We start from the raw sequence: 18031 nt of genomic DNA, 5'->3' as shown, positions 1-18031 counted from the left end.
TCTCAGAGCGGTGGCCGCGAGAACTGGAACACCATTCCGCACACTCCCGCCAGGACCACGCCCAGCCCGATCAGGAAGAGCCACAGTCCAAAGACCGTTCCGAGAGCGCCTACGGCCACGCCGGTCGCGATCAGCACCGGCCAGGCGCTGTGCGGAGGAAAGAAGTCCACCGGCCCGGCCCGCTCATGTACCTCTCCCTCGTTTCGGTCTTCGGGGCGCAGTCCCTTCCTGCGGTAGTTCGTGGCGAAGACGAACGACACGAGAAGTGCCATGAGGAAAGCGACGGTGAGCGCAGCCGTGCCGGCGGGATCCTTGGACCACGCGGCGTACAGAACATCGGTTACGAGAAAGAACGCCGCGACCCCGGCGAAGAGGATGGCCTCGGTCTTCATGCGCTCGTGTCCCCCCACGCGTCCCGCGTCGGTGTGGTGCCATCTCTGCGGATCGGTGGTCCTACCGTTGCAGCGGGGTGGTTGATGTCGAATGCCGGGGAATCGGAGCGTACGCGCGGCAGAGCCGTGAAGTTGTGGCGCGGTGGTGGACATGAGGTCGCCCACTCCATCGACCTACCGAACCCCCAGGGGTCATCCACCTCGACCTTCGGCGCGTGGCGAGTGGTGCGCCACACGTTGAACAGGAAGGGAAACGTCGACAGGCCCAGCAGAAACGAGCCGATCGAGGAGATCGTGTTGAGGAGGGTGAAGCCGTCCGCCGCAAGGTAGTCGGCGTAACGTCGCGGCATTCCGCTCTCTCCCAGCCAGTGCTGGACGAGGAATGTGGTCTGGAAGCCGACGAACAGAGTCCAGAAGTGAATTCGCCCGAGGCGTTCGTCGAGCATCCGTCCGGTCCACTTGGGCCACCAGAAATAGAAACCGGCAAACATCGCGAAGACCACCGTTCCGAAGAGCACGTAATGGAGGTGGGCCACGATGAAGTACGAGTCGGTGAGTTGGAAGTCCAGCGGGGGAGAGGCGATCAGCACACCACTGAGGCCGCCGAGCAGGAAGGTGACGAGGAATCCCAGCGACCACAGCATGGGAGTCTCGAACGAGACGCTTCCGCGCCACATCGTGCCGATCCAGTTGAAGAACTTGACTCCTGTGGGCACGGCGATGATGAACGACATGGCCGAGAAGAACGGCAGCAGAACCGCTCCCGTGGCGAACATGTGGTGGGCCCACACGACCGCCGAAAGCATGGTGATGGCGATTGTGGCACCGACCATGCCGACGTATCCGAACATCGGTTTCCGGCTGAACACCGGAATGATCTCGCTCACCACCCCGAAGAACGGCAGGGCGACGATGTAGACCTCTGGGTGGCCGAAGAACCAGAACAGGTGCTGCCACAGCAGCGCGCCGCCGTTGGCGGAATCGTAGATATGGGTCCCGAACTTCCTGTCTGCTTCGAGCGCGAGCAGTGCGGCAGCGAGCACCGGGAAAGCCTGCAATGCCAGAATTGATGTGAAGAGTACGTTCCATGTGAAGATCGGCATCCGGAACATCGTCATCCCGGGAGCGCGCAGACAGACGATGGTCGCGACGAAGTTCACCGCTCCCAGCGTCGTGCTGATCCCGGAGAGAACCAGGCCCATCGTCCACAGGTCACCGCCGGCGCCCGGTGAGAACACGGCGCTGTTCAGGGGGGCATAGGCGAACCACCCGAAGGCTGCTGCGCCGCCCGGGACGATGAATCCCGACACGATGATCAGTCCGCCGAACAGGAAGAGCCAGTACGTGAGCGCGTTGAGACGGGGAAAAGCGACGTCGGGTGAGCCGATCTGCAGCGGCATCACGGCGTTCGCGAACCCCGCGAACATCGGCGTCGCGAACAACAGCATCATGATGGTGCCGTGCACGGTGAACAGCTGGTTGTACTGATCGGCGCTGACGATCTGCAGACCGGGGCGGGCCAGTTCCGCGCGCATCAGCATCGCCAGCAGCCCGGCCAGCAGAAAGAAGCCGAAAGCGGTGACCATATAGAGATTGCCGATGACCTTGTGGTCCGTGGTCGTCAGCCAGCCCAACAGCCGGACGCCGGCACTGATCCGCCGATTACTGACTGCCGCCTCGGTCGAGATGGCTTCCTGCTGGTCCTGCGACATCGTTTCCCCGTCCGCCCTGATACAGCACATTCCGGCTTCGGAATTGATGGTGGAGCCTTGCATCATGGATGGCGTGTGCGACTGGCGGGGAAGCCTCGAATTTCGTCAGTTCACCGGCGTGGAGGGCATGAGCTGCGTCGGGGGTGGGGATCGGGGCGTGCGGCCTTCCCATCCCGCCTGTGCGAAGGGGCGCTCAGGTCTCCTCCTCCATCCGGATCGCGGCCTCAAGGTCGGCGTGTGCCTTTCCGCGCTTGCCCTCTTGCTGTTCGAGCAGGGCCGCCGCGATGGCGTCCAGCTTCCGCTGGATCGCGCGCTCGGCCCGCAGCTCCGAGTTCTTCAGCAGGGCCACGAGGAGGAGCGTCACCGCCGTCATCCAACCGTGGGCGAACAGTTGCCATCCCAGGTCAAGCCCGGCGGTGTGCACAGCCGTAACACCGGCGACGAGGGCCAGACAGAACAGGAAGAATGCCGGGGAGCTGGTGAACCTCGAAACGGCCTCGGCCAGCCGTTCGAATCGCCCCCGCCCCCGGCCTCCGCGATCGGCAGGATGTTGAAATGTCATAAGACCTGGGTACCTCCCCGGCCGTCCAGAACCTCCGCAACGACGCGCAGATCCGAGACGAGGCCCTGGTAGACCGACTCTCGGTCGTCGGCGCGCAGCACGGCGGAAGGATGGATCGTGGCCACCAGGCCTCGAATCCCCTCGTCGGCCTCACCGTGCTCGTCAAGGGTGGGCCACGGCAGCAGTGCGCCCCGCTGCTGGGTCACCCGGAACGTCGATCCGAGCAGTGCCTTGCCCGCGGTCGAGCCGAGTGCCACGACCAACTCCGGTGCCACAACCCGCAGTTCTGCGAGGAGCCATGGCCGGCATGCCGTCATCTCCCGCAGGTCCGGGGCTTTGTGGATGCGGCGTTTACGGCCTTCGGGGAGCGTGAACTTGAAGTGCTTGACCGTATTGGTGGTGTACGCCTCTCCGGGGTCGATGCCCGCATCCGCGAGGGCCCTGGCAAGAACCTTGCCCGCCGGGCCGACGAACGGCCTGCCCTGCCGGTCCTCCTGGTCTCCGGGCTGCTCCCCGAGCAGAAGCACGCGCGCGGAGACATCGCCCTCGCCGAAGACTGTTTGTGTCGCGTTCTGGTAGAGGGGGCATCCACGGCAGTCGGCCGCAGCTCTCCGAAGACCTGGCAAGCCCGCGCGTCCGCCGGGCAGGAAGGGCGTGGCGTCGTAGTCCCGCTCGCCTCGCTCGGCAGGTGCTCTGTCCATGGCTACCGCCTCTCGTCCCGCCCGCTGCGGTGCGACGCTTCTCCTCGCCTTTGATCATCAGGACGGCTGTCCTCCCCGATGCGGCAGGGAGCCTCGGTGCCCTGTTCACCGTGCGCCCGCCCGGGGTGCGCCGCAAACCGACGCTCAGCGGTTACCCGCACGATTGCCGGGAAACCGTCCCGGCCCTTGCCTCCGGCGCGCGGGAAGGCGTCAGCGCCGCTCGTGAATGACGTTTGCCACGTCCCGATCGAGGTAGTCGCACAAGGTAACGGAAAGGACCGTTACTCGGTCGAGGAGCTGATCCGCGTGGCTGAGGCTAAGAGAATTCGCGGCAGGGCCCAGGAGACAGTGGGCAAGGCCAAGCAAAAGTTCGGGCGAGCAACGGGGCGGGACGACCTGCGCGTGAAGGGGACGGGCGACCGTATCGAGGGGAAGGCGCGCCGGGCCGTGGGGGAGATGGCAGACAAGGTCAAGGGTACGGCGGAGGAATTCAAGGGGAAGATGCGCAGGCACAAGTGAGGGGTCGTGACTGCGTGATGCCACTGGCCTCGGATGGAATTGAATCCCCCGTCCGGGGGCGCTTTGCGGGCACTTTCCCTGCTCAGGACGTAAGGCGGCGCGTCCGGGTCACGCCAGGATGACTTCGAGTTTCATGACGTCTCGCAAGGCCGCCTCGAATTCCGTCACTCTCGCGCGGTCGGCTCCGATCACGGCATAGCGCCAGGTCCGCCTGTCGGCAGGAACGTCCGCATACAGCACGACGCCTTCCCCGCGGCTCGATTCCCAGGCCAGATCTTCTGCCCGCAGCAGCCTGACCGCGCCGGCGAAGCTGTGCTGTGCCCGCGACCGCCCCCTTCCCAGGAGCCAGGCCGGGTCGCTGATCTTCCCGGTTCGGCTGAGCCGATCGACCATGAACCCCGGCGTGATGGTCGCGGTCCTGCGGACATTGCTCTCCGTGGCGTACAGCCTGCCGTCGGAGGCCAGGACCGCGTCGATTCCGTACGGGCCGACGTACCCGTGCCCGGTCAGATGGTGTCCGAGCGCCGAGCCCCAGTGCTCCAGCTCCTTCACGGACGTGCCCGCCCGGTCCTCCAGGGGCGAGACATAGCCCACGAAGGAGCCGGTCGTCGTACGCATCTCGCCGCTGAACAGCACGCGAGGTCCCGCGGGGAGCGCCTCCATCTGGACGCTGACGGCCTGGACGGTGTCGAGGCGCTGCTCCACCACCCATGTGCCTGCCTGCTCCCCGGCGGCGGGCACCGGGTCCGTACGAGAGACGAACCTCAGCCCGTATCCGCCGGCGGAGCGGTCCGGCTTGACCACGACCCGCTCATAGCGAGCCAGCACGGCGCCGACGGTCCGCGAGAGGTTCTTGCCGCCGCAGACCTCTCCGGGCGCCAGCCGTATGCCCAGACCATCGGCGACGGCACGGAAGCCGCTTTTCGTATTGAGGCGGTACGCGGCCTCCACGGCGCTCGCCGTCGGTCCCTCCGGCCCGTACGGAGCCACCGGTACGCCGAGCCGCGCCGCAAAGTCGACGGTGGAGGTGTCCAAGGCGACGGGGAGCAGCTGAATCCCGGGCCGCTCGGCGGTGAGTGCATCAAGCATGTCCATCAGCCCGGCCCGGCGCACGGCCTCCGCCATGGGAACTCCGCGCACAGGGGGCACCGTGACCACGGTGACGGAGTCGGCCGGCACGCGCAGCAACTCGGCCGCGTATCGCCTGAATGCGGGGCTGAGAGAGACGGGCGTGACAAGTACGTCGCCGGGCCGCATCAGCCAGATCTTGCGCGGAGCCTGCTCGGCCCACCGGCTCAGTACGTCGTGAGTGGTTACCTCCACTGCCATGTCGGAGTGGAAGTTCGCGTAAATGATCAGCGCACTGCGGTGCAGCTCCACCGTGCCATGCCTACCCGAGCGGGGCCGGGGTCGCACCTGCCGGAATCGCGACTGCGGGAACAGCGGATCGATCGGTGGCAGGGCGTGGACGGGGTACACGTGCGATATGACCGAAATGGGCATCGACAGGCAGGGTCCAATGGACATCGACAGGCAGGGTCCGGCGCTGCCGCAGGGCCGTGGGGAACTCTCGGCAGCGGTGATTGACTTCCTCGGCGGAGAGGGCTCGCTGCCATCCGCCACGGATGTGCTGCCCGAAGACCTGGACCCCTACGGGGACGATCTTCAACTGGCTCTCTATGTCTGCTACGAACTCCACTACCGCGGGTTCGCGGGGGTCAGCCCGTCCTTCGAGTGGGATCCTGCGCTGCTGAGCCTGCGCAGCCGCCTCGAGAACCAGTTTCTCACCACCTTGCGGAAGGACGCCGGGCGCCACGAAACCGTGGATGCCGCTCTGGCGGGGCTCCTTGTGGAGCCCTTGCAGGGCACCAGCGTCTCTCACTTCCTCCGGGACAAGGGAGAGCTGTGGCAGCTGAACGAGTTCGCCGCACTGCGATCCGTCTACCACCTGAAGGAGGCCGATCCGCAGGTCTGGGTCCTGCCCCGACTCTGGGGGCGCGCCAAAGCCGGGATGGCAGCAGTGGAATTCGACGAATACGGCGGCGGACGGGCGGAGCGAGTGCATGCGCAGCTCTTTGCCGACCTCATGAGGGACCTGGGTCTCGATGCCACCTACGGCCACTACGTCGATGCCGCTGGGGCACCCATGCTGGCCACGGTGAACCTGATGTCGCTTTTCGGGCTGCACCGGGCGCTGCGCGGATGCCTGGTCGGACACTTCGCGGCCGTCGAGGTCACGTCGTCCCCTGGATCCCGGCGGCTGGCCCACGCCATGCGTCGCACCGGGGCCGGGCCTGCGGCGGAGTTCTTCTACAGCGAGCATGTCGAGGCCGACGCCGTACATGAGCAGATCGTCCGGCGTGAGGTCATCGGCGGACTCCTGGAGACGGAGCCTCATCTGGAAGCCGACATCGCCTTCGGTATCGATGCGACCGTTCACCTCGAGGACCTTCTCAGCAGCCATCTTCTCGATGCGTGGCGGGACGGCAGGACGTCACTGTACGTGAGTGGACAGGCTGAAGGATCATGACGTTCGTAGTCCCGCCGGGCGTGTACGCCCCGCAGGACGACACAGCGCTGCTGGCTGGGTCCCTTCAGGACGAGGTACTGCCGCCCCGGGCCCAGGTCCTCGATGTCGGCACAGGCACCGGAGCACTGGCGCTGGCCGCTGCGTTGCGAGGAGCGCAAGTCACAGCGGTGGACATCTCACGCCGCGCCGTGTGGACGGCACGTCTCAACGCAACCCTGGCTGGGAAACGGGTGAGGGTGCTGCGCGGCGACCTCACGGCACCCGTCGCGGGCCGCACCTTCGACCTCATCGTGACCAACCCGCCCTATGTGCCGAGCCCAGCGGTGGCTCAGCCCCGCCGAGGCCCCGCGCGGGCATGGGAGGGCGGCAGCGACGGCCGGCTGATCCTCGATCGGATCTGCGCGGAGGCACCGCCACTGCTCCGGCAAGGCGGGGTGCTGCTCGTGGTGCACTCCGCGCTGAGCGGCGAAGCGCGCACTCTGGAGCGTCTGCGCTCAGCCGGCCTGAGGGCCATGGTGACCGAGCGCCGTTTCGTGACGTTCGGCCCCGTGCTGCGGTCCCGTCGGTCCTGGCTGCGCCACATGGGCCTGCTGGGGCCTGACGGGGACAAGGAAGAGCTGGTGGTGATCCGGGCGGAAAGGCCCCAATGACGCGCACGTGCGTTCCGGAACTGCCTCGGCCCGCAGCGATGGGGACAGCGAGTTCAAAGACGCCCGCCGAGTCGCACGTGGCGGCGGTGGCTGGTATCGCAGAAGGGGAATCGCAGGCTGCGTCGGCATGTGCAGAAGGCCACGGTCGGGCGTTCCGATCGCTGGACGGTCCCGTCCGGCATCACGATCTCCACCGGTCCCTCAATGAGCAGCGGGCCGTCCTGAAGTGGGGTGACCCGTGGCGTCCTGGCCGTCGGTACGTTCGGCGTTCTTGGTACGTCCAGCTGGGCCGAGTCCTCCGGATGAGCGTCGGTATTCGCGTTCAATTCGAGCATGGCCAACCGCCCCTTCGTCCGTTGGGCCGACATCTTCCGCGCCTGCCCGGTAGCCGGGCGAACATGCGGCGGAGCGGACCCGAGTCGGCGAGATGGACCCGAAGTTCATGAGCGAGTTTTCTGGTTACCCGCAGTGCATGGCACAGAGGGTGATCCTCCGATGAGAGCCGCAGTGGAGGGTCCCATCGTCCAGCACGCCTCGCCGCAATTGTGTCGTGGCGCTGGACCTTCTGAAACTCGTGCCGGCCCCGCTTGCACCACACCTTCAAGGGAGTAGATGATCGCCATGAACTCATCCGCCTTCGCATTTGGCCGCGAACGTATGGTCGGCGTTGCCGCCGAGAACGAATGGATGGCCGGAATTGCCCCGTTCATCGTCGGAATCGTCGTGGTGGTCTTCTTGATCGGCTTGGTCGGCTGGGGGATCAAACGCGGCCGTGGCCTGCCGGCCCGCCGCGGCGAACAACCCCGCCGCCTTTCACGTCGCACACCCATTGCGGAAACTCGTGAAGCGGACGACTTCGGGAGCGAAGGCGAGAGGCTCACTCCTCATGAGCTGAGGGGTTACGGAAACCAGGGTTCCCGGCCGGCTCGCGACGGGGAACGCCCGAAACACGATGGCGACAGCGGATGAGCATTCGGCAGTGGAGGCCGCGGCCGGCGCCCGCTTGAGGTCCCATGGTGAGTGATCCGCTCCGGCCTGGGTACCCGAGTTCATGAACGTCGTCAGGCGAGCGAGAATCGCTTGCGGCCCGTCTTTGCAGGCTGGAGCCGACGAACTGACGGCTCAACGGCTTGAGGAGATGTCAGCCGTGGAATTGCTGACCGATACCGAACCGATCAGGGGTAAGACTACCGCTGAACAGAGCGTCCGTATGTGCCGCGCTGCAGTCCTCGGGACGGGTAACGGAGAGCGGGAGAGGGAAACGGACAGCGGTCCGGAATGGAACATCGTCCGTGGCGAGGACTGAATAGCCCGGTTCGGGGGCGAGCCCAGGAAGTAAGGAGTGATCATGCCTCGTGGTTCGAGTCCAAAGCGGGAGCGCCAGTACGAGCACATCAAGGAGAGTGCCGAGCAACGAGGAGAGAGCAAGAAGCGGGCGGAGGAAATCGCGGCCCGCACGGTGAACAAGGAGCGCGCGCGCTCGGGTGAGTCACGCACCGCGAGCAAGTCGTCGACGCAGGACATGTCGTCGTCGAAGCGTGGTGGTCAGCGCTCCCACAGCGGTTCCGAGGGTCCCACGTACGACCAGCTGTATGCCGAGGCACAGCGCCGCAATATCCATGGACGGTCCTCGATGAACAAGGCCGAGTTGAAACGGTCGCTGGGACGCTGAGCCAAAGGGCGTTGCCCGGAGTTACACAAAGGCCTCGCTGAGGGCGGGCAACAGCCTCTTTGCCGACCAGTCCAGGTATTCATGCTGGGTCTCGCCGCCGATCTGTACGAGGGCCACTTCCGTGAAGCCGGCGTCGATGAACGGACGTACAGCTTCGACGAAGTCGTCGATGCTGTCCCCGCACGGAATGGCGCCTGCGACGTCCTCAGGACGTACGAATTGGGTGGCCGACTCGAAGGACTCCGGGTGCGGTAGTTCCGCGTTCACCTTCCAGCCTCCGCCGAACCAGCGGAACTGGTCATAGGCTCGCCGTACCGCGGTGTCCCGGTCACGGTCGTAGCAGACCGGCAGCTGTCCGACGCGGGCCTTGCCCTCTCCGCCGTGCCGGTCGAACGAGGTGAGCAGATCCGCTTCCGGCTCGGTGGCGATGACGAAGTCGGCGAGGCGGCCGGCGATGGAGCAGGACTGTTCTCCAGAGACCGCGATCCCGATGGGCGGAAGGTCGTCCGGCAGATCCCACAGCCGCGCCGAGTCCACATCGAAGTGGGTGCCGTGGTGGGTGACATGGCCCCCCTCGAAGAGCGCGCGGATGATACCGACCGCCTCCTCGAACATCTCGTGTCGTACATTCACCGGTGGCCAACCACCGCCCACGACATGTTCGTTGAGGTTCTCCCCGGATCCCAGCCCCAGCCGGAACCTGCCCTCGGACAGCGACTGCATGGTGGCCGCCTTCTGCGCCACCACTGCAGGGTGGTAGCGAAACGTCGGGCATGTCACGTACGTCATGAGCGGAATGCGTGAGGTCGCCTGAGCGGCCGCACCGAGAACGCTCCACGCGTAGGGGGCGTGGCCCTGCGAGCGGAGCCAGGGAAAGTAGTGGTCCGACGCGACCGAGAAGTCGAATCCAGCGTCTTCGGCCCGGACGACATGGTCTACCAGCGCCCGGGGTCCTGCCTGTTCGGTCATCATCGTGTATCCGAATTGCGTCATGATCAGGCATCCGTTCTGGCTCGGAGGCAGGCAGCGGGGGCTGAGGCGTCAGGTGCCCGCCAGGGGGCTGTCGTCCAGGGAATGCAACAGATGGGACGGGTGGTCGAAGATCGCGGCGGCTCCGGCATTCTCCAGATCGCCTCGGGGAATGCCGCCGCACAGCACACCCACACAGGTGACACCGGCCCGGGAGCCCGCCCGCATGTCCCAGACGGTGTCGCCGACGAAGACGGCTCGCTCCGCCGGGACACCCGCGAGTTCCAGCGCCTGCTCGACGGGGTCCGGCGCCGGTTTCCCGGCCTCCACGTCGTCGGCGCTGGCGCTGGCGCTGATGGCGTCGTCGGCGTCGATGGCACGCTTCAGGGCCTCGAGTTCCCTCCCACTGGCGGACGTCGCAAGGACAACGGTCCAGCCCTTGTCGGCCAGTACGCGCAGGAGCGGGCCGGCGTCCTTGAACGCGGGCAGCCGGCCGAAGTACGTCCCGTACAGAGCCTTGTGCCCTGCAGCGATGGTGTCGTCCTCGCCGCGGTCGCGCTCGTCTCCCAGCAGATGGGCAATGAGGTCGGCGGACCCGAGCCCGACAGCCCGATGGATGGCATGCATGGGAACCATGTGGCCCGCCTGCCGAAGGGCCTCCCACCAGGCGGCCACATGAAGGTGATTGGTGTCGACCAGCGTCCCGTCGACGTCGAACACGGCGGCGCGTGCCATGGCGCTCCTTCCGTCGTGTGCTGAAGCTGCCTGTCTGTGCCCTCTCCCGTCCCTTCATGTCACTCCAGAGGGCGGTTCAACGCATCTGCACGGCGTGAATCCGGGCGAGGCGTTCTGCCATGTCTCGCATGTCTCGGCATCCGTCACAGTGTTATCGAATCGCCCGAAAGGATCTCCGCACCCATGTTCCGTTCCATCATCCGCAGCGCTGCCTGAGCCAGGTCGGCGTGGATGTGGGCGACAGCGTCATCCGGAATGGTCACCTTCAGGTGCCGGATGTGGGCGTCCAGTGCCGAGTACAGGATGCATTGCTCAGTCGCCTGCCCGCACAGAATCAGACGATCGATTTCCAGCTGATTGAGCAGGTACGAGAGGGGGGTCTCGTAGAAGATCGAGTGACGCGCCTTGACCACGAAGAGTGATGCGTCGTCGGGCTTGATCGGCTCGACCAGATCGGCGTGACTGCCCGACAGAGCGGTTTCCACGATCTCCCCGTGGTGAGATCGCCATTCGCCGAAATTGTCGTTCGCGTAGATCACGGGGATGTGCTTGGCACGCGCCCTGCCCAACAGCCTGACGATGGCGGGCACGACCTCGGAAACGGAAGGAAGGAGCAGGTCCGCGTCGGCATGGTCGTACGTGTTGATCATGTCGATGACGATGAGTGCCGTCCTGCTCATACAGCCATGGTGGCCCACGGTGTGACACTCGGCCCGACGCGCTGCGGGGGCAGCATCAGCCTTCGATACCTGTGGAGGTGTGGGCTGCGCCGACCGGCTTGGATTCGGGGGAGCCCCGCTGACGGAGGTAGACGGACAGGATGGCCATGGATGCGACTGCGAGGAGTTCCGACTGCCAGTTCTGCAGCGAACGGCTCCAGAAGTCGGCCGAGATCAGGTACTCGCCCCAGCCGACGGGCGCCTGGAGCCGGCGCAGCCGCTGCTCGTCGTATGCGGCCACACCGGCGATCGACTGAGCGAGCCACGACAGCACGAACAGCGTCGCCATCACCAGGCCGAGAGACCGGGAGAACACCGCCTGCCGCCAGTCCCGCGCCCTCGCCCACGACGGCGAATCGGGCCCGGCGTGCTCGCCGACCCGCTGCTCCTTGTCGGACTGTGGTCCGGCTTTGTGCAGCTCCTTCGACTCGGGGGAGCCCCGCTGCAACAGCCAGACCGTCCCGAAGATATAGAGGAAGAACTGCAGGTATTCCGACTGCCAGTTCTCTGTGACGTCGACCGCGAAGTCCGAGGACATCAGGTAGCTGCCGAACCCGATCTGCTGCAGGCCCTCGACCGCCAGCTGCTGATTGAACTCGGCGCGACCCGCAATCGCCTGCGCGGCCAGAACCAGCAGGAAGGCGGCGCCGAAACCCAATGTGAGTCCGTTGTTGCGGACGAAGTTGCGCATGGATCGCCCCCCACTCATCGGTGCAGCAGCCCGATCGTGATGAAGTACGCCAGTCCGCCGAGCACCGTGATCAGGCAGAGCCAGAAGAGGGTCCGCACAGCCTCAGCCGCCTTTCACCGTGCACTGGTACGGCTTGTCAGGCTCAGGCCGACACCCCGCGGCCACGACCTTCCAGCCGTCGGCGAACTGCGACAGGAACAGCGTGTCGCCCTCGAGCACGACGAGTGCCTGGCGGCCGTACACATCCACCTTCCGGACGGAGCCGCCCTCCGGCAGCTGCTCTGCGGCGAGCGCCTCGGAGCATGGCTTGTGTTCGGACTCCTCCAGCTCCATGCGCGTGCCGGGCGCCAGCGCTCCGCACGCCGCCCCCGTACGACCGGCGACGAGTTGCCGCTCGAAGTGCTCGGATGCTTCGGAAGCACCAGCCTCACGGGGACCAGTTCCACCGCATCCGGCCAGGGTTGCCAGCGCGAGGACGGTCAGCGCAACGGTGGGAACGTATCGCCACGGCATCTATTCCCCTCCAGCCCACTGCCCACTACAGGAATGCCTCATTGTGAACTCACCGCAGGGTTTGACGCCCTTGGAAACGCCAGTTGGCTTTGCTCACGAGTTTGAGGAGCGTTTGTGCACCAGTTTGGGAGGCGCTGAACCCGGATCGGAATCGAACATCGGCCTCGGTGAGAACTGCGGGCCCCGGCGTCTTGCGCTGCAGGGGCCCGCGTCGTGTCTGAAGTGGACTGGTCAGTTGCAGCCGTCGGAGCACGATGTCGTCGTGCTGGTCGCGGCGCGCTTGTCGTCGTTGCACCCGTCGTCGCAGACGAGTTCGCCCTCCCAGGCTTCCTTACCTTCCATGATGGCGAAGGCGGCGATGACGAATCCGGCGACCGGGTCGAGCCAGGTCCAGCCGAAGAAGGCGAAGGCCAGCAGGCCGGCGAAGGTGGACACGGACAGCCAGGCGCACAGCTTGGTCTCGGCGGCGTCCGCGACGACCAGGCGGGAGTTCATCTCCTGCCCGGCCTTGCGCTTGACCCGGGCCAGCCACGGCATGATCACGATCGAGAGACCTGTCAGGACGATGCCGGCGAGGGAGGTGTCGGGCTTCTCCCCGCCGATCAAGTCGCGGATGCCCTCGATGGTGACGTAAGGGCTGTCCCGCAATACCCGCCGGGCGCGCGACGACAGCTACGGCACCTCGCTGCGTTGTCGAATCGCCCGAATACGCCCAGTATGAGGACGACTCTCCGCCTTGCGATGCACCGCATCTGACGCCGCGCGCTCATCCGCCGGGTATTGCGGGACAGCCCTTAGGCGGCGAGCGCGAAGAAGGTGAGGGCGATGAACTTCAGCGCCCGGCGCTCCTTGGCCTCGTCCGGCTCGCCGCCCTTGATCTCCGCAAGCAGCCGCATCAGCACCACCACTGCGGCGGCGACCTCGATGCCGGAGTCGATGCCGAACCCGATCAGCGAGACCGCACCGGCGACCGCGCCGGCGGAGATCGCGACGATGCCCTCGATGACGTTGTAGCCGATGGTGAACTTCGCGTACCGGACGGCGCGGTGCGCGGCCGGGCTGGTCATGTCGGGAACGGTGGCGGGGGCGGTGCTCATCGGGCGGGCTCCTCGGCGGCAGCGGGGGCGGGGCGGGTGCCGTAGGCGGGGCACAGGTCGACGGCCTCGCCGGTGGCGGCCAGTAGCTGCTCGGCGGCGGCGAGCAGGTCCAGCAGTTCGGTGTGCGCAAGCGCGTGCAGGGTGGCCCTTCCCTGCGGCCGGGAGGTGATCAGGCCGCAGTCACGCAGGCAGGACAGGTGTGCCGAGACCGTGGACTGCGCCAGCCCCACACAGTGCACCAGGTCGGTGACGCGGGCCTCGCCCTCGGCGAGCCGGCGCAGGATCGCCAGGCGTGCCGGGTCGCCCAGCGAGCGGAACAGGGCTACCGCCGCCGACGGCGCCCCGCACGAGGTGGTGACCGGTGTGGCCGCCGCACTATTTATCGCCATGCGCCTTGCGATGATAGCTATGTCAGGCGATGTCATCTATGGGGCTGCTCGTCTCATGAAGCGGGCCGATCGGGGCACCGGCAGGTCCGGACGACCCCTGGGCGGCTTCCTGCGCGCAGAGAGAGGCTGGAGTCGGCAGGCCCGCGTCCGCTGGGCCCGGCGGTCGCGGCCAGGGACGACCCGGAGGGTGATGATCATGCCCAGAGCGAGCAGGCGGACCGCCGCCGCGCTGGCGGCCCTCGCGCTGGCCGGCACGCTGGCCGCCGGATGCGCGGCAGACACCAGCACGTCCAGCAGCGCCTCACTCCGCCCGGCCGCCGCGCCAAGCCCCTCCGGCAGCGATTGCTGGAGGTCGGACACATCGGGCGACGACTGGGACGACTGGGACTCGTGGGGGCCCGGTATGGGGCCGGGCATGATGGGCGACGACTGCACGTGGGGTCCGGGCATGATGGGCGGGCACTACTGGCAGCGAGGCGACGGCACCCCGGTGAAGACCCTGGACCAGGCCCGACAGCGCGCCGATGCCTTCGCCGACCGGCTCGACCTGCGCGTCGGCGAGGTCATGCAGTTCTCGAAGAACTTCTACGCCGAACTGGAGACCCCCTCCGGGAAGCTGGCCACCGAGATCCTCGTCGACCCGGCCGACGGTGACACCGGGATCGAGTACGGCCCGGCGATGATGTGGAACACCGACTATGGCATGCACCCCCGCGGCCAGACCCGGACCCAGACCCGGATCTCTTCCGAGCAGGCCCAGGACCGCGCTCAGCAGTGGTTGCGCGACCGGGGCAGCAACCTGACCGCCGGTGACGCCGAGGCGTTCCCGGGCTACTACACCCTGCACACCCTGCGCTCCGGGAAGATCAACGGCATGCTGTCGGTCAACGCCTCCACCGGCGCCGTATGGGACCACACCTGGCACGGCACCTACATCGCCACCAGCGAACACTGACAGGGGGCACCCTCACGGAGCATTCGAACAGTGGCCTCCGCCGGTGCCGCTCGAAGTCGTGAACATCTGCTGTCCGTTCTCGTGAACAAAGCCAGCCAGTGCTCCCACGGAGCGGTGGCACCGGTTCTCGCCAATACGCTGACCACACCCCATTCCGCATGGGATCCCGGCCAGATCTCGGACACCGGGATTTCCGCCGGGCGGGCGAAGGACGTGATCTCCGGGCACGCTGGTGGTGACCTTCACGCGCACAGCGTGAGAGAGACGAGAGGGGCGCCGGCGAACTACGGGCTCAGAGTGAAGGGCGCGGGTGAGCTGTGGATCTGGAGAGCATCACTGACGAGCTGTACGCGCTGTACCCGGCCGATTTCACCGCGGCCAGAAACGCGCGCGCGGCTGCCGTGAGAAAGGCGGGCGACCGCGAGCTGGCTGGTCAGATCCAGGCCCTACGGCGCCCGACCATCTCGGCCTGGGCCGGCAACCAGCTCGTACGCCGTCAGCCGGATCAGGTTCAGACGCTGATCAGCCTCGGCGAAGGCCTGCGCCAGGCCCACCGCGATCTCGACGGCGAGCAGCTGCGCGAGCTCAGCAGGCAGCAGCACGCCCTGGTGGGGGCGGTGGCGCGACAGGCGCGGCAACTTGCGGCCGAGGCGGGCCACCCGGTGAGCGAGGGCGTCCAGTACGAGATCGAGGCCACCTTGCATGCGGTCCTTGCCGACTCGCAGGCGGCACAGGAGTGGGCCGCCGGCCGGCTCACGAGACCGCTGAGTCCGCCTGTCGGTTTCACCGCCGCCACTGCGGACATCGTCCCGCGCACGGCACCGAGCCCTGGGCCCTCCACCGATCAGGCGGACACCGCCGCCGAGGCACGCACGAAGGCAGGCAGGGAGCAGCTCGCACAGCTCGCCCGGGCCAAGAAGGACGCGAAGGCAGCCGAGCAGCAGGCGCGTGCCCGCGAGGAGGAGCTGGCACAGGCCGAAACGGACAAAGAGCAGGCCGAGAGGCGGCTGCAGACGGCTGAGGAGGAGACCGCAGCGCTGGCCGACCAGCTCAAGGAGGCCAATGAACGCCGGCGGGCTGCCCGAGATGATCTGGGCGAGGCCCGAAACCGCGCCCGGGAGGCCGGGACAACGGCGCGAAGAGCGCGCCGCCAGGCCCAGGACGCGGCCGCGCATGCGGAACGTGTCGCAACCGACGACATGTAGAGCGTGCGATGCCTTCGCGCGCCCCTTTCGATTGCGGCGCGCGCCTTCGGGTAGCCGCAAACACAGGCTTACGGGCAGAGAGGAAGTCGCCATGGATGGCGGTATCTGGGGTTACCGCGAGGCTTCGGGACTCGTACCGGGTGCGCAGCTCGTCGGCTACAAGGTCAAGGCGACCGACGGGGCCATCGGAAAGATCGACAAGCACGCGAATCGGCACATGTGAGTCCCGGATGAGCGCGGGTACGCAGACGGTGGTTGTGACGGGAGCGAGCGCAGGGGTGGGCCGTGCCAACGGCGCGGGCTTTTGGTGCCCGGGGAACGGCAGTGGCGCTGCTGGCGCGTGCGAGCGGGGCCTTGACGGACAAGCGTGATCCGGATTTCCGCACGCTCCTTCAGCGGGAAAGGAGCGGGCCGCGGTGCGGCTTCGGCTTCGTCCGATGTGCTCAGCGGCTCGAATTCGCCGGAATCCGCGGCTGGATGTTCAACGGGCGCATTCATTGCACGCAGCAATCTTTGAGATCCGGCACAGCCGGGCGCGGCAGACCTTTTCGTCTCCAGCCCGCTCCGGGTGAGCCGCCAACGCGTGATTCTCGGATTCCGGGGTATTCGGAGTCAAGCTGACTCTTGCCGTAATGCGTAAGTCCCCATGTTCGGGGCACTTGCATGCCGAAGGCCTGGAGACGAGGAGGTATCGCTATGGTCCCGCTGCTCTTGGTGCTCCTTCTGGTCCTGATTCTTTTCGGGGTCGGGTTCGCGGCCCACGTTCTCTGGTGGATCGCGCTGGTCGTGCTGGCTGTTTGGCTCCTGGGGTTCCTGTTCCGGGGCCCGGTCACCGGAGGCGGACGATCGCGTTGGTACCGCTGGTAGACGAGGCCTTTCACGGACTTCGGCTGCTTCCACTCGTGCGAGCCGCCAACTGGCTGGTGGAGTTGGCCTGCCCGCATGTTGGGGGACGCCACTGGCGCGCCGTGCTTCCGCTCCGGCGGGAGCAGCGCAACGCCAACGCGCCGCATGATCGCCGTCGCCGACCATTCATCAGGACGCCGCGCCTGCTGCTCAACTGCGGGCGGGCACTTGAATTATGTCCTCGCTGATCGTTGCGGCTCGCTCTCGTCGGCCCGTAGCACAGCGAGGTGCCCTTCCGCGAGACGGGCTGCTCCAGCGGGGTGCGCCGTCCCATCAGGACCCAGAGGGTGTAGGCGATGTCCTGGAAGCGTGCCCTGCTCTCGAGGTCGGCCGGGTCGCGGAGAATCCTGCGTTCCTGCAAGCGGTATGTCCTCAGAACCTCTGTGGTCACCGACTCGTTGGGCGTCAGCATGCATCTTCCTCAAGCGACATGGGCACGCAGCTCAGTGCCCAAGGCGGGTGCAACGAGGAGATGGCGCGCATGCTGGCACCAGAAAAGTGCCCGCGCCGTGCACCACCATTGTTCCTCACAACCCGCGTTCCGCGCCTGTTGGCCGCTCAACCATTCGCAAGCGGGTCTGCGTAACGTCCGCGGAAACGGGCTTGGTTCTCTCCAGTGCTGAAGGTCCTCAAGACCGCGCAGCGGCTCACCCTCGGCCCTCTGGCTATCGAGCGCGACCCCCGCCCCGCGCTGGGCGATATCAGTTCGGGTGACCCGACCAGTGAAAACCGTTGGGCTGACGGGTTTGGTCCCAGCCGCCAAGGGCACCCGCGATGTGCGGCTGAGCGGCCGCGAAGTTGGGACAGGGGCACGGAGTCCATGGACTCCGTGCCCGTCCTGTCCTGTCAGAAATTTGACAGAGTCGGCCTGCGCCTGCCCGGCATTCCGTCCCCCTCTCAGCACCATCGGAGCTGCGGGACTGTCGACGTGCCCCGACTCGGAACTCTCGTTGCGACAATCTCTCCACATACGACCCGCAATGCCGCCGCGTACGGCCCTGGTCGCTGCTGCCGGGGCGGGGTTGCTGCGGCCGCGACCGTGAGGCCCAGCGGCGCGCGGGCAAAGACGCGTCGACGAATTGCCCAGCAGGCTGGGCACCCCGCGAGTCTTACG

The 18031-nt window shown here is 66.9% G+C and carries 24 protein-coding genes; 9 read left to right on the top strand and 15 right to left on the bottom strand.

Features of this window, described 5'->3' with window-relative positions; translation table 11 throughout:
- Nucleotides 1–2 precede the first annotated feature (2 nt).
- The 4 genes from FBY35_RS20475 to FBY35_RS20460 form a co-directional block, all read right to left on the bottom strand.
- Nucleotides 3–392 carry a cytochrome c oxidase subunit 4 gene (locus FBY35_RS20475; RefSeq protein ID WP_142215459.1) on the bottom strand — a complete coding sequence of 130 codons (390 nt, stop codon included), beginning with the start codon at nt 390–392 and terminating at the stop codon, nt 3–5.
- Entirely contained in the window at nt 389–2104 is a 1716-nt protein-coding gene (gene ctaD, locus FBY35_RS20470; protein ID WP_142215458.1) for a cytochrome c oxidase subunit I, read from the bottom strand. The genes FBY35_RS20475 and ctaD overlap by 4 nt, the downstream gene beginning before the upstream one ends.
- A 193-nt stretch (nt 2105–2297) precedes the next feature.
- The gene (locus FBY35_RS20465; RefSeq protein WP_142215457.1) at nt 2298–2666 is read right to left on the bottom strand and encodes a low affinity iron permease family protein; all 369 of its coding nucleotides are present in this window, start codon (nt 2664–2666) and stop codon (nt 2298–2300) included.
- Complete coding sequence (locus FBY35_RS20460; protein WP_142215456.1) at nt 2663–3367, bottom strand: UdgX family uracil-DNA binding protein; 705 nt, start codon at nt 3365–3367, stop codon at nt 2663–2665. The genes FBY35_RS20465 and FBY35_RS20460 overlap by 4 nt, the downstream gene beginning before the upstream one ends.
- Nucleotides 3368–3673: 306 nt before the next feature.
- On the opposite strand from FBY35_RS20460, the gene FBY35_RS20455 reads away from it, so the two are divergent.
- The gene (locus FBY35_RS20455) at nt 3674–3886 is read left to right on the top strand and encodes a CsbD family protein (RefSeq protein ID WP_142215455.1); all 213 of its coding nucleotides are present in this window, start codon (nt 3674–3676) and stop codon (nt 3884–3886) included.
- 108 nt (nt 3887–3994) lie between these two features.
- Here FBY35_RS20455 and FBY35_RS20450 read toward each other — a convergent pair whose 3' ends face one another.
- Nucleotides 3995–5266, bottom strand: coding sequence for a peptide ligase PGM1-related protein (locus FBY35_RS20450; RefSeq protein ID WP_142215454.1), 1272 nt, complete (start codon nt 5264–5266; stop codon nt 3995–3997).
- Between the two features lie 139 nt (nt 5267–5405).
- Between FBY35_RS20450 and FBY35_RS20445 the strand changes: the two genes are divergently transcribed.
- Nucleotides 5406–6416 (top strand): iron-containing redox enzyme family protein, encoded by a 1011-nt coding sequence (locus FBY35_RS20445; protein WP_142215453.1) that lies wholly within the window; start codon nt 5406–5408, stop codon nt 6414–6416.
- Nucleotides 6413–7066, top strand: coding sequence for a HemK2/MTQ2 family protein methyltransferase (locus tag FBY35_RS20440; RefSeq protein ID WP_142215452.1), 654 nt, complete (start codon nt 6413–6415; stop codon nt 7064–7066). The genes FBY35_RS20445 and FBY35_RS20440 overlap by 4 nt, the downstream gene beginning before the upstream one ends.
- Before the next feature lie 53 nt (nt 7067–7119).
- Here the strand turns inward: FBY35_RS20440 and FBY35_RS20435 are convergent, their stop codons facing one another.
- Complete coding sequence (locus FBY35_RS20435) at nt 7120–7401, bottom strand: CDGSH iron-sulfur domain-containing protein (RefSeq protein ID WP_142215451.1); 282 nt, start codon at nt 7399–7401, stop codon at nt 7120–7122.
- A gap of 277 nt (nt 7402–7678) precedes the next feature.
- Here FBY35_RS20435 and FBY35_RS20430 point away from each other — a divergent pair, with 277 nt between their 5' ends.
- Together FBY35_RS20430 and FBY35_RS20425 are read left to right on the top strand one after the other, a co-directional pair.
- Nucleotides 7679–8035 (top strand): DUF6479 family protein, encoded by a 357-nt coding sequence (locus FBY35_RS20430; protein WP_142215450.1) that lies wholly within the window; start codon nt 7679–7681, stop codon nt 8033–8035.
- A gap of 379 nt (nt 8036–8414) precedes the next feature.
- Nucleotides 8415–8738, top strand: a complete 324-nt coding sequence (locus FBY35_RS20425; protein WP_142215449.1) for a plasmid stabilization protein — start codon at nt 8415–8417, stop codon at nt 8736–8738.
- Nucleotides 8739–8759: 21 nt separating this feature from the next.
- Here FBY35_RS20425 and FBY35_RS20420 read toward each other — a convergent pair whose 3' ends face one another.
- The 8 genes from FBY35_RS20420 to FBY35_RS20385 form a co-directional block, all read right to left on the bottom strand.
- Nucleotides 8760–9731, bottom strand: a complete 972-nt coding sequence (locus tag FBY35_RS20420; protein ID WP_142215448.1) for an LLM class F420-dependent oxidoreductase — start codon at nt 9729–9731, stop codon at nt 8760–8762.
- Between the two features lie 48 nt (nt 9732–9779).
- The gene (locus FBY35_RS20415) at nt 9780–10442 is read right to left on the bottom strand and encodes an HAD family hydrolase (RefSeq protein ID WP_142215447.1); all 663 of its coding nucleotides are present in this window, start codon (nt 10440–10442) and stop codon (nt 9780–9782) included.
- Between the two features lie 143 nt (nt 10443–10585).
- Nucleotides 10586–11122, bottom strand: a complete 537-nt coding sequence (locus FBY35_RS20410; protein ID WP_142215446.1) for a cysteine hydrolase family protein — start codon at nt 11120–11122, stop codon at nt 10586–10588.
- Nucleotides 11123–11177: 55 nt separating this feature from the next.
- Nucleotides 11178–11852, bottom strand: a complete 675-nt coding sequence (locus FBY35_RS20405) for a DUF6766 family protein (protein ID WP_142215445.1) — start codon at nt 11850–11852, stop codon at nt 11178–11180.
- A 102-nt stretch (nt 11853–11954) separates the two neighbouring features.
- A complete protein-coding gene (locus FBY35_RS20400) occupies nt 11955–12365 on the bottom strand; it encodes a hypothetical protein (protein ID WP_186357023.1) in 411 nt (136 codons plus the stop codon).
- A 231-nt stretch (nt 12366–12596) separates the two neighbouring features.
- Nucleotides 12597–13013 carry a cation diffusion facilitator family transporter gene (locus tag FBY35_RS20395; protein WP_260848762.1) on the bottom strand — a complete coding sequence of 139 codons (417 nt, stop codon included), beginning with the start codon at nt 13011–13013 and terminating at the stop codon, nt 12597–12599.
- 146 nt (nt 13014–13159) lie between these two features.
- Complete coding sequence (locus FBY35_RS20390) at nt 13160–13462, bottom strand: hypothetical protein (protein ID WP_260848761.1); 303 nt, start codon at nt 13460–13462, stop codon at nt 13160–13162.
- Nucleotides 13459–13851, bottom strand: a complete 393-nt coding sequence (locus FBY35_RS20385; RefSeq protein WP_142215444.1) for a helix-turn-helix transcriptional regulator — start codon at nt 13849–13851, stop codon at nt 13459–13461. Before FBY35_RS20385 ends, FBY35_RS20390 begins: the two co-directional genes overlap by 4 nt.
- 196 nt (nt 13852–14047) lie before the next feature.
- Between FBY35_RS20385 and FBY35_RS20380 the strand changes: the two genes are divergently transcribed.
- The 4 genes from FBY35_RS20380 to FBY35_RS37330 all read left to right on the top strand — a co-directional run bounded on the left by FBY35_RS20380 (nt 14048) and on the right by FBY35_RS37330 (nt 16878).
- Nucleotides 14048–14806, top strand: coding sequence for a hypothetical protein (locus tag FBY35_RS20380; protein ID WP_260848760.1), 759 nt, complete (start codon nt 14048–14050; stop codon nt 14804–14806).
- A 317-nt stretch (nt 14807–15123) separates the two neighbouring features.
- Nucleotides 15124–16011 carry a hypothetical protein gene (locus FBY35_RS20375; RefSeq protein WP_142215443.1) on the top strand — a complete coding sequence of 296 codons (888 nt, stop codon included), beginning with the start codon at nt 15124–15126 and terminating at the stop codon, nt 16009–16011.
- Nucleotides 16012–16102: 91 nt separating this feature from the next.
- Nucleotides 16103–16234, top strand: coding sequence for a hypothetical protein (locus FBY35_RS37335; protein WP_313904691.1), 132 nt, complete (start codon nt 16103–16105; stop codon nt 16232–16234).
- 473 nt (nt 16235–16707) lie between these two features.
- A complete protein-coding gene (locus tag FBY35_RS37330) occupies nt 16708–16878 on the top strand; it encodes a hydrophobic protein (RefSeq protein ID WP_142215442.1) in 171 nt (56 codons plus the stop codon).
- A gap of 10 nt (nt 16879–16888) precedes the next feature.
- Here the strand turns inward: FBY35_RS37330 and FBY35_RS38090 are convergent, their stop codons facing one another.
- Nucleotides 16889–17329, bottom strand: coding sequence for a DUF5133 domain-containing protein (locus FBY35_RS38090; protein WP_142215441.1), 441 nt, complete (start codon nt 17327–17329; stop codon nt 16889–16891).
- Nucleotides 17330–18031 lie beyond the last annotated feature (702 nt).

The organism is Streptomyces sp. SLBN-118 (genome assembly GCF_006715635.1).
Classification (GTDB): Bacteria; Actinomycetota; Actinomycetes; order Streptomycetales; family Streptomycetaceae; genus Streptomyces.
The sequence above is the reverse complement of the archived record's forward strand: the minus strand, read 5'-3'. Positions and strand labels throughout refer to the sequence as shown.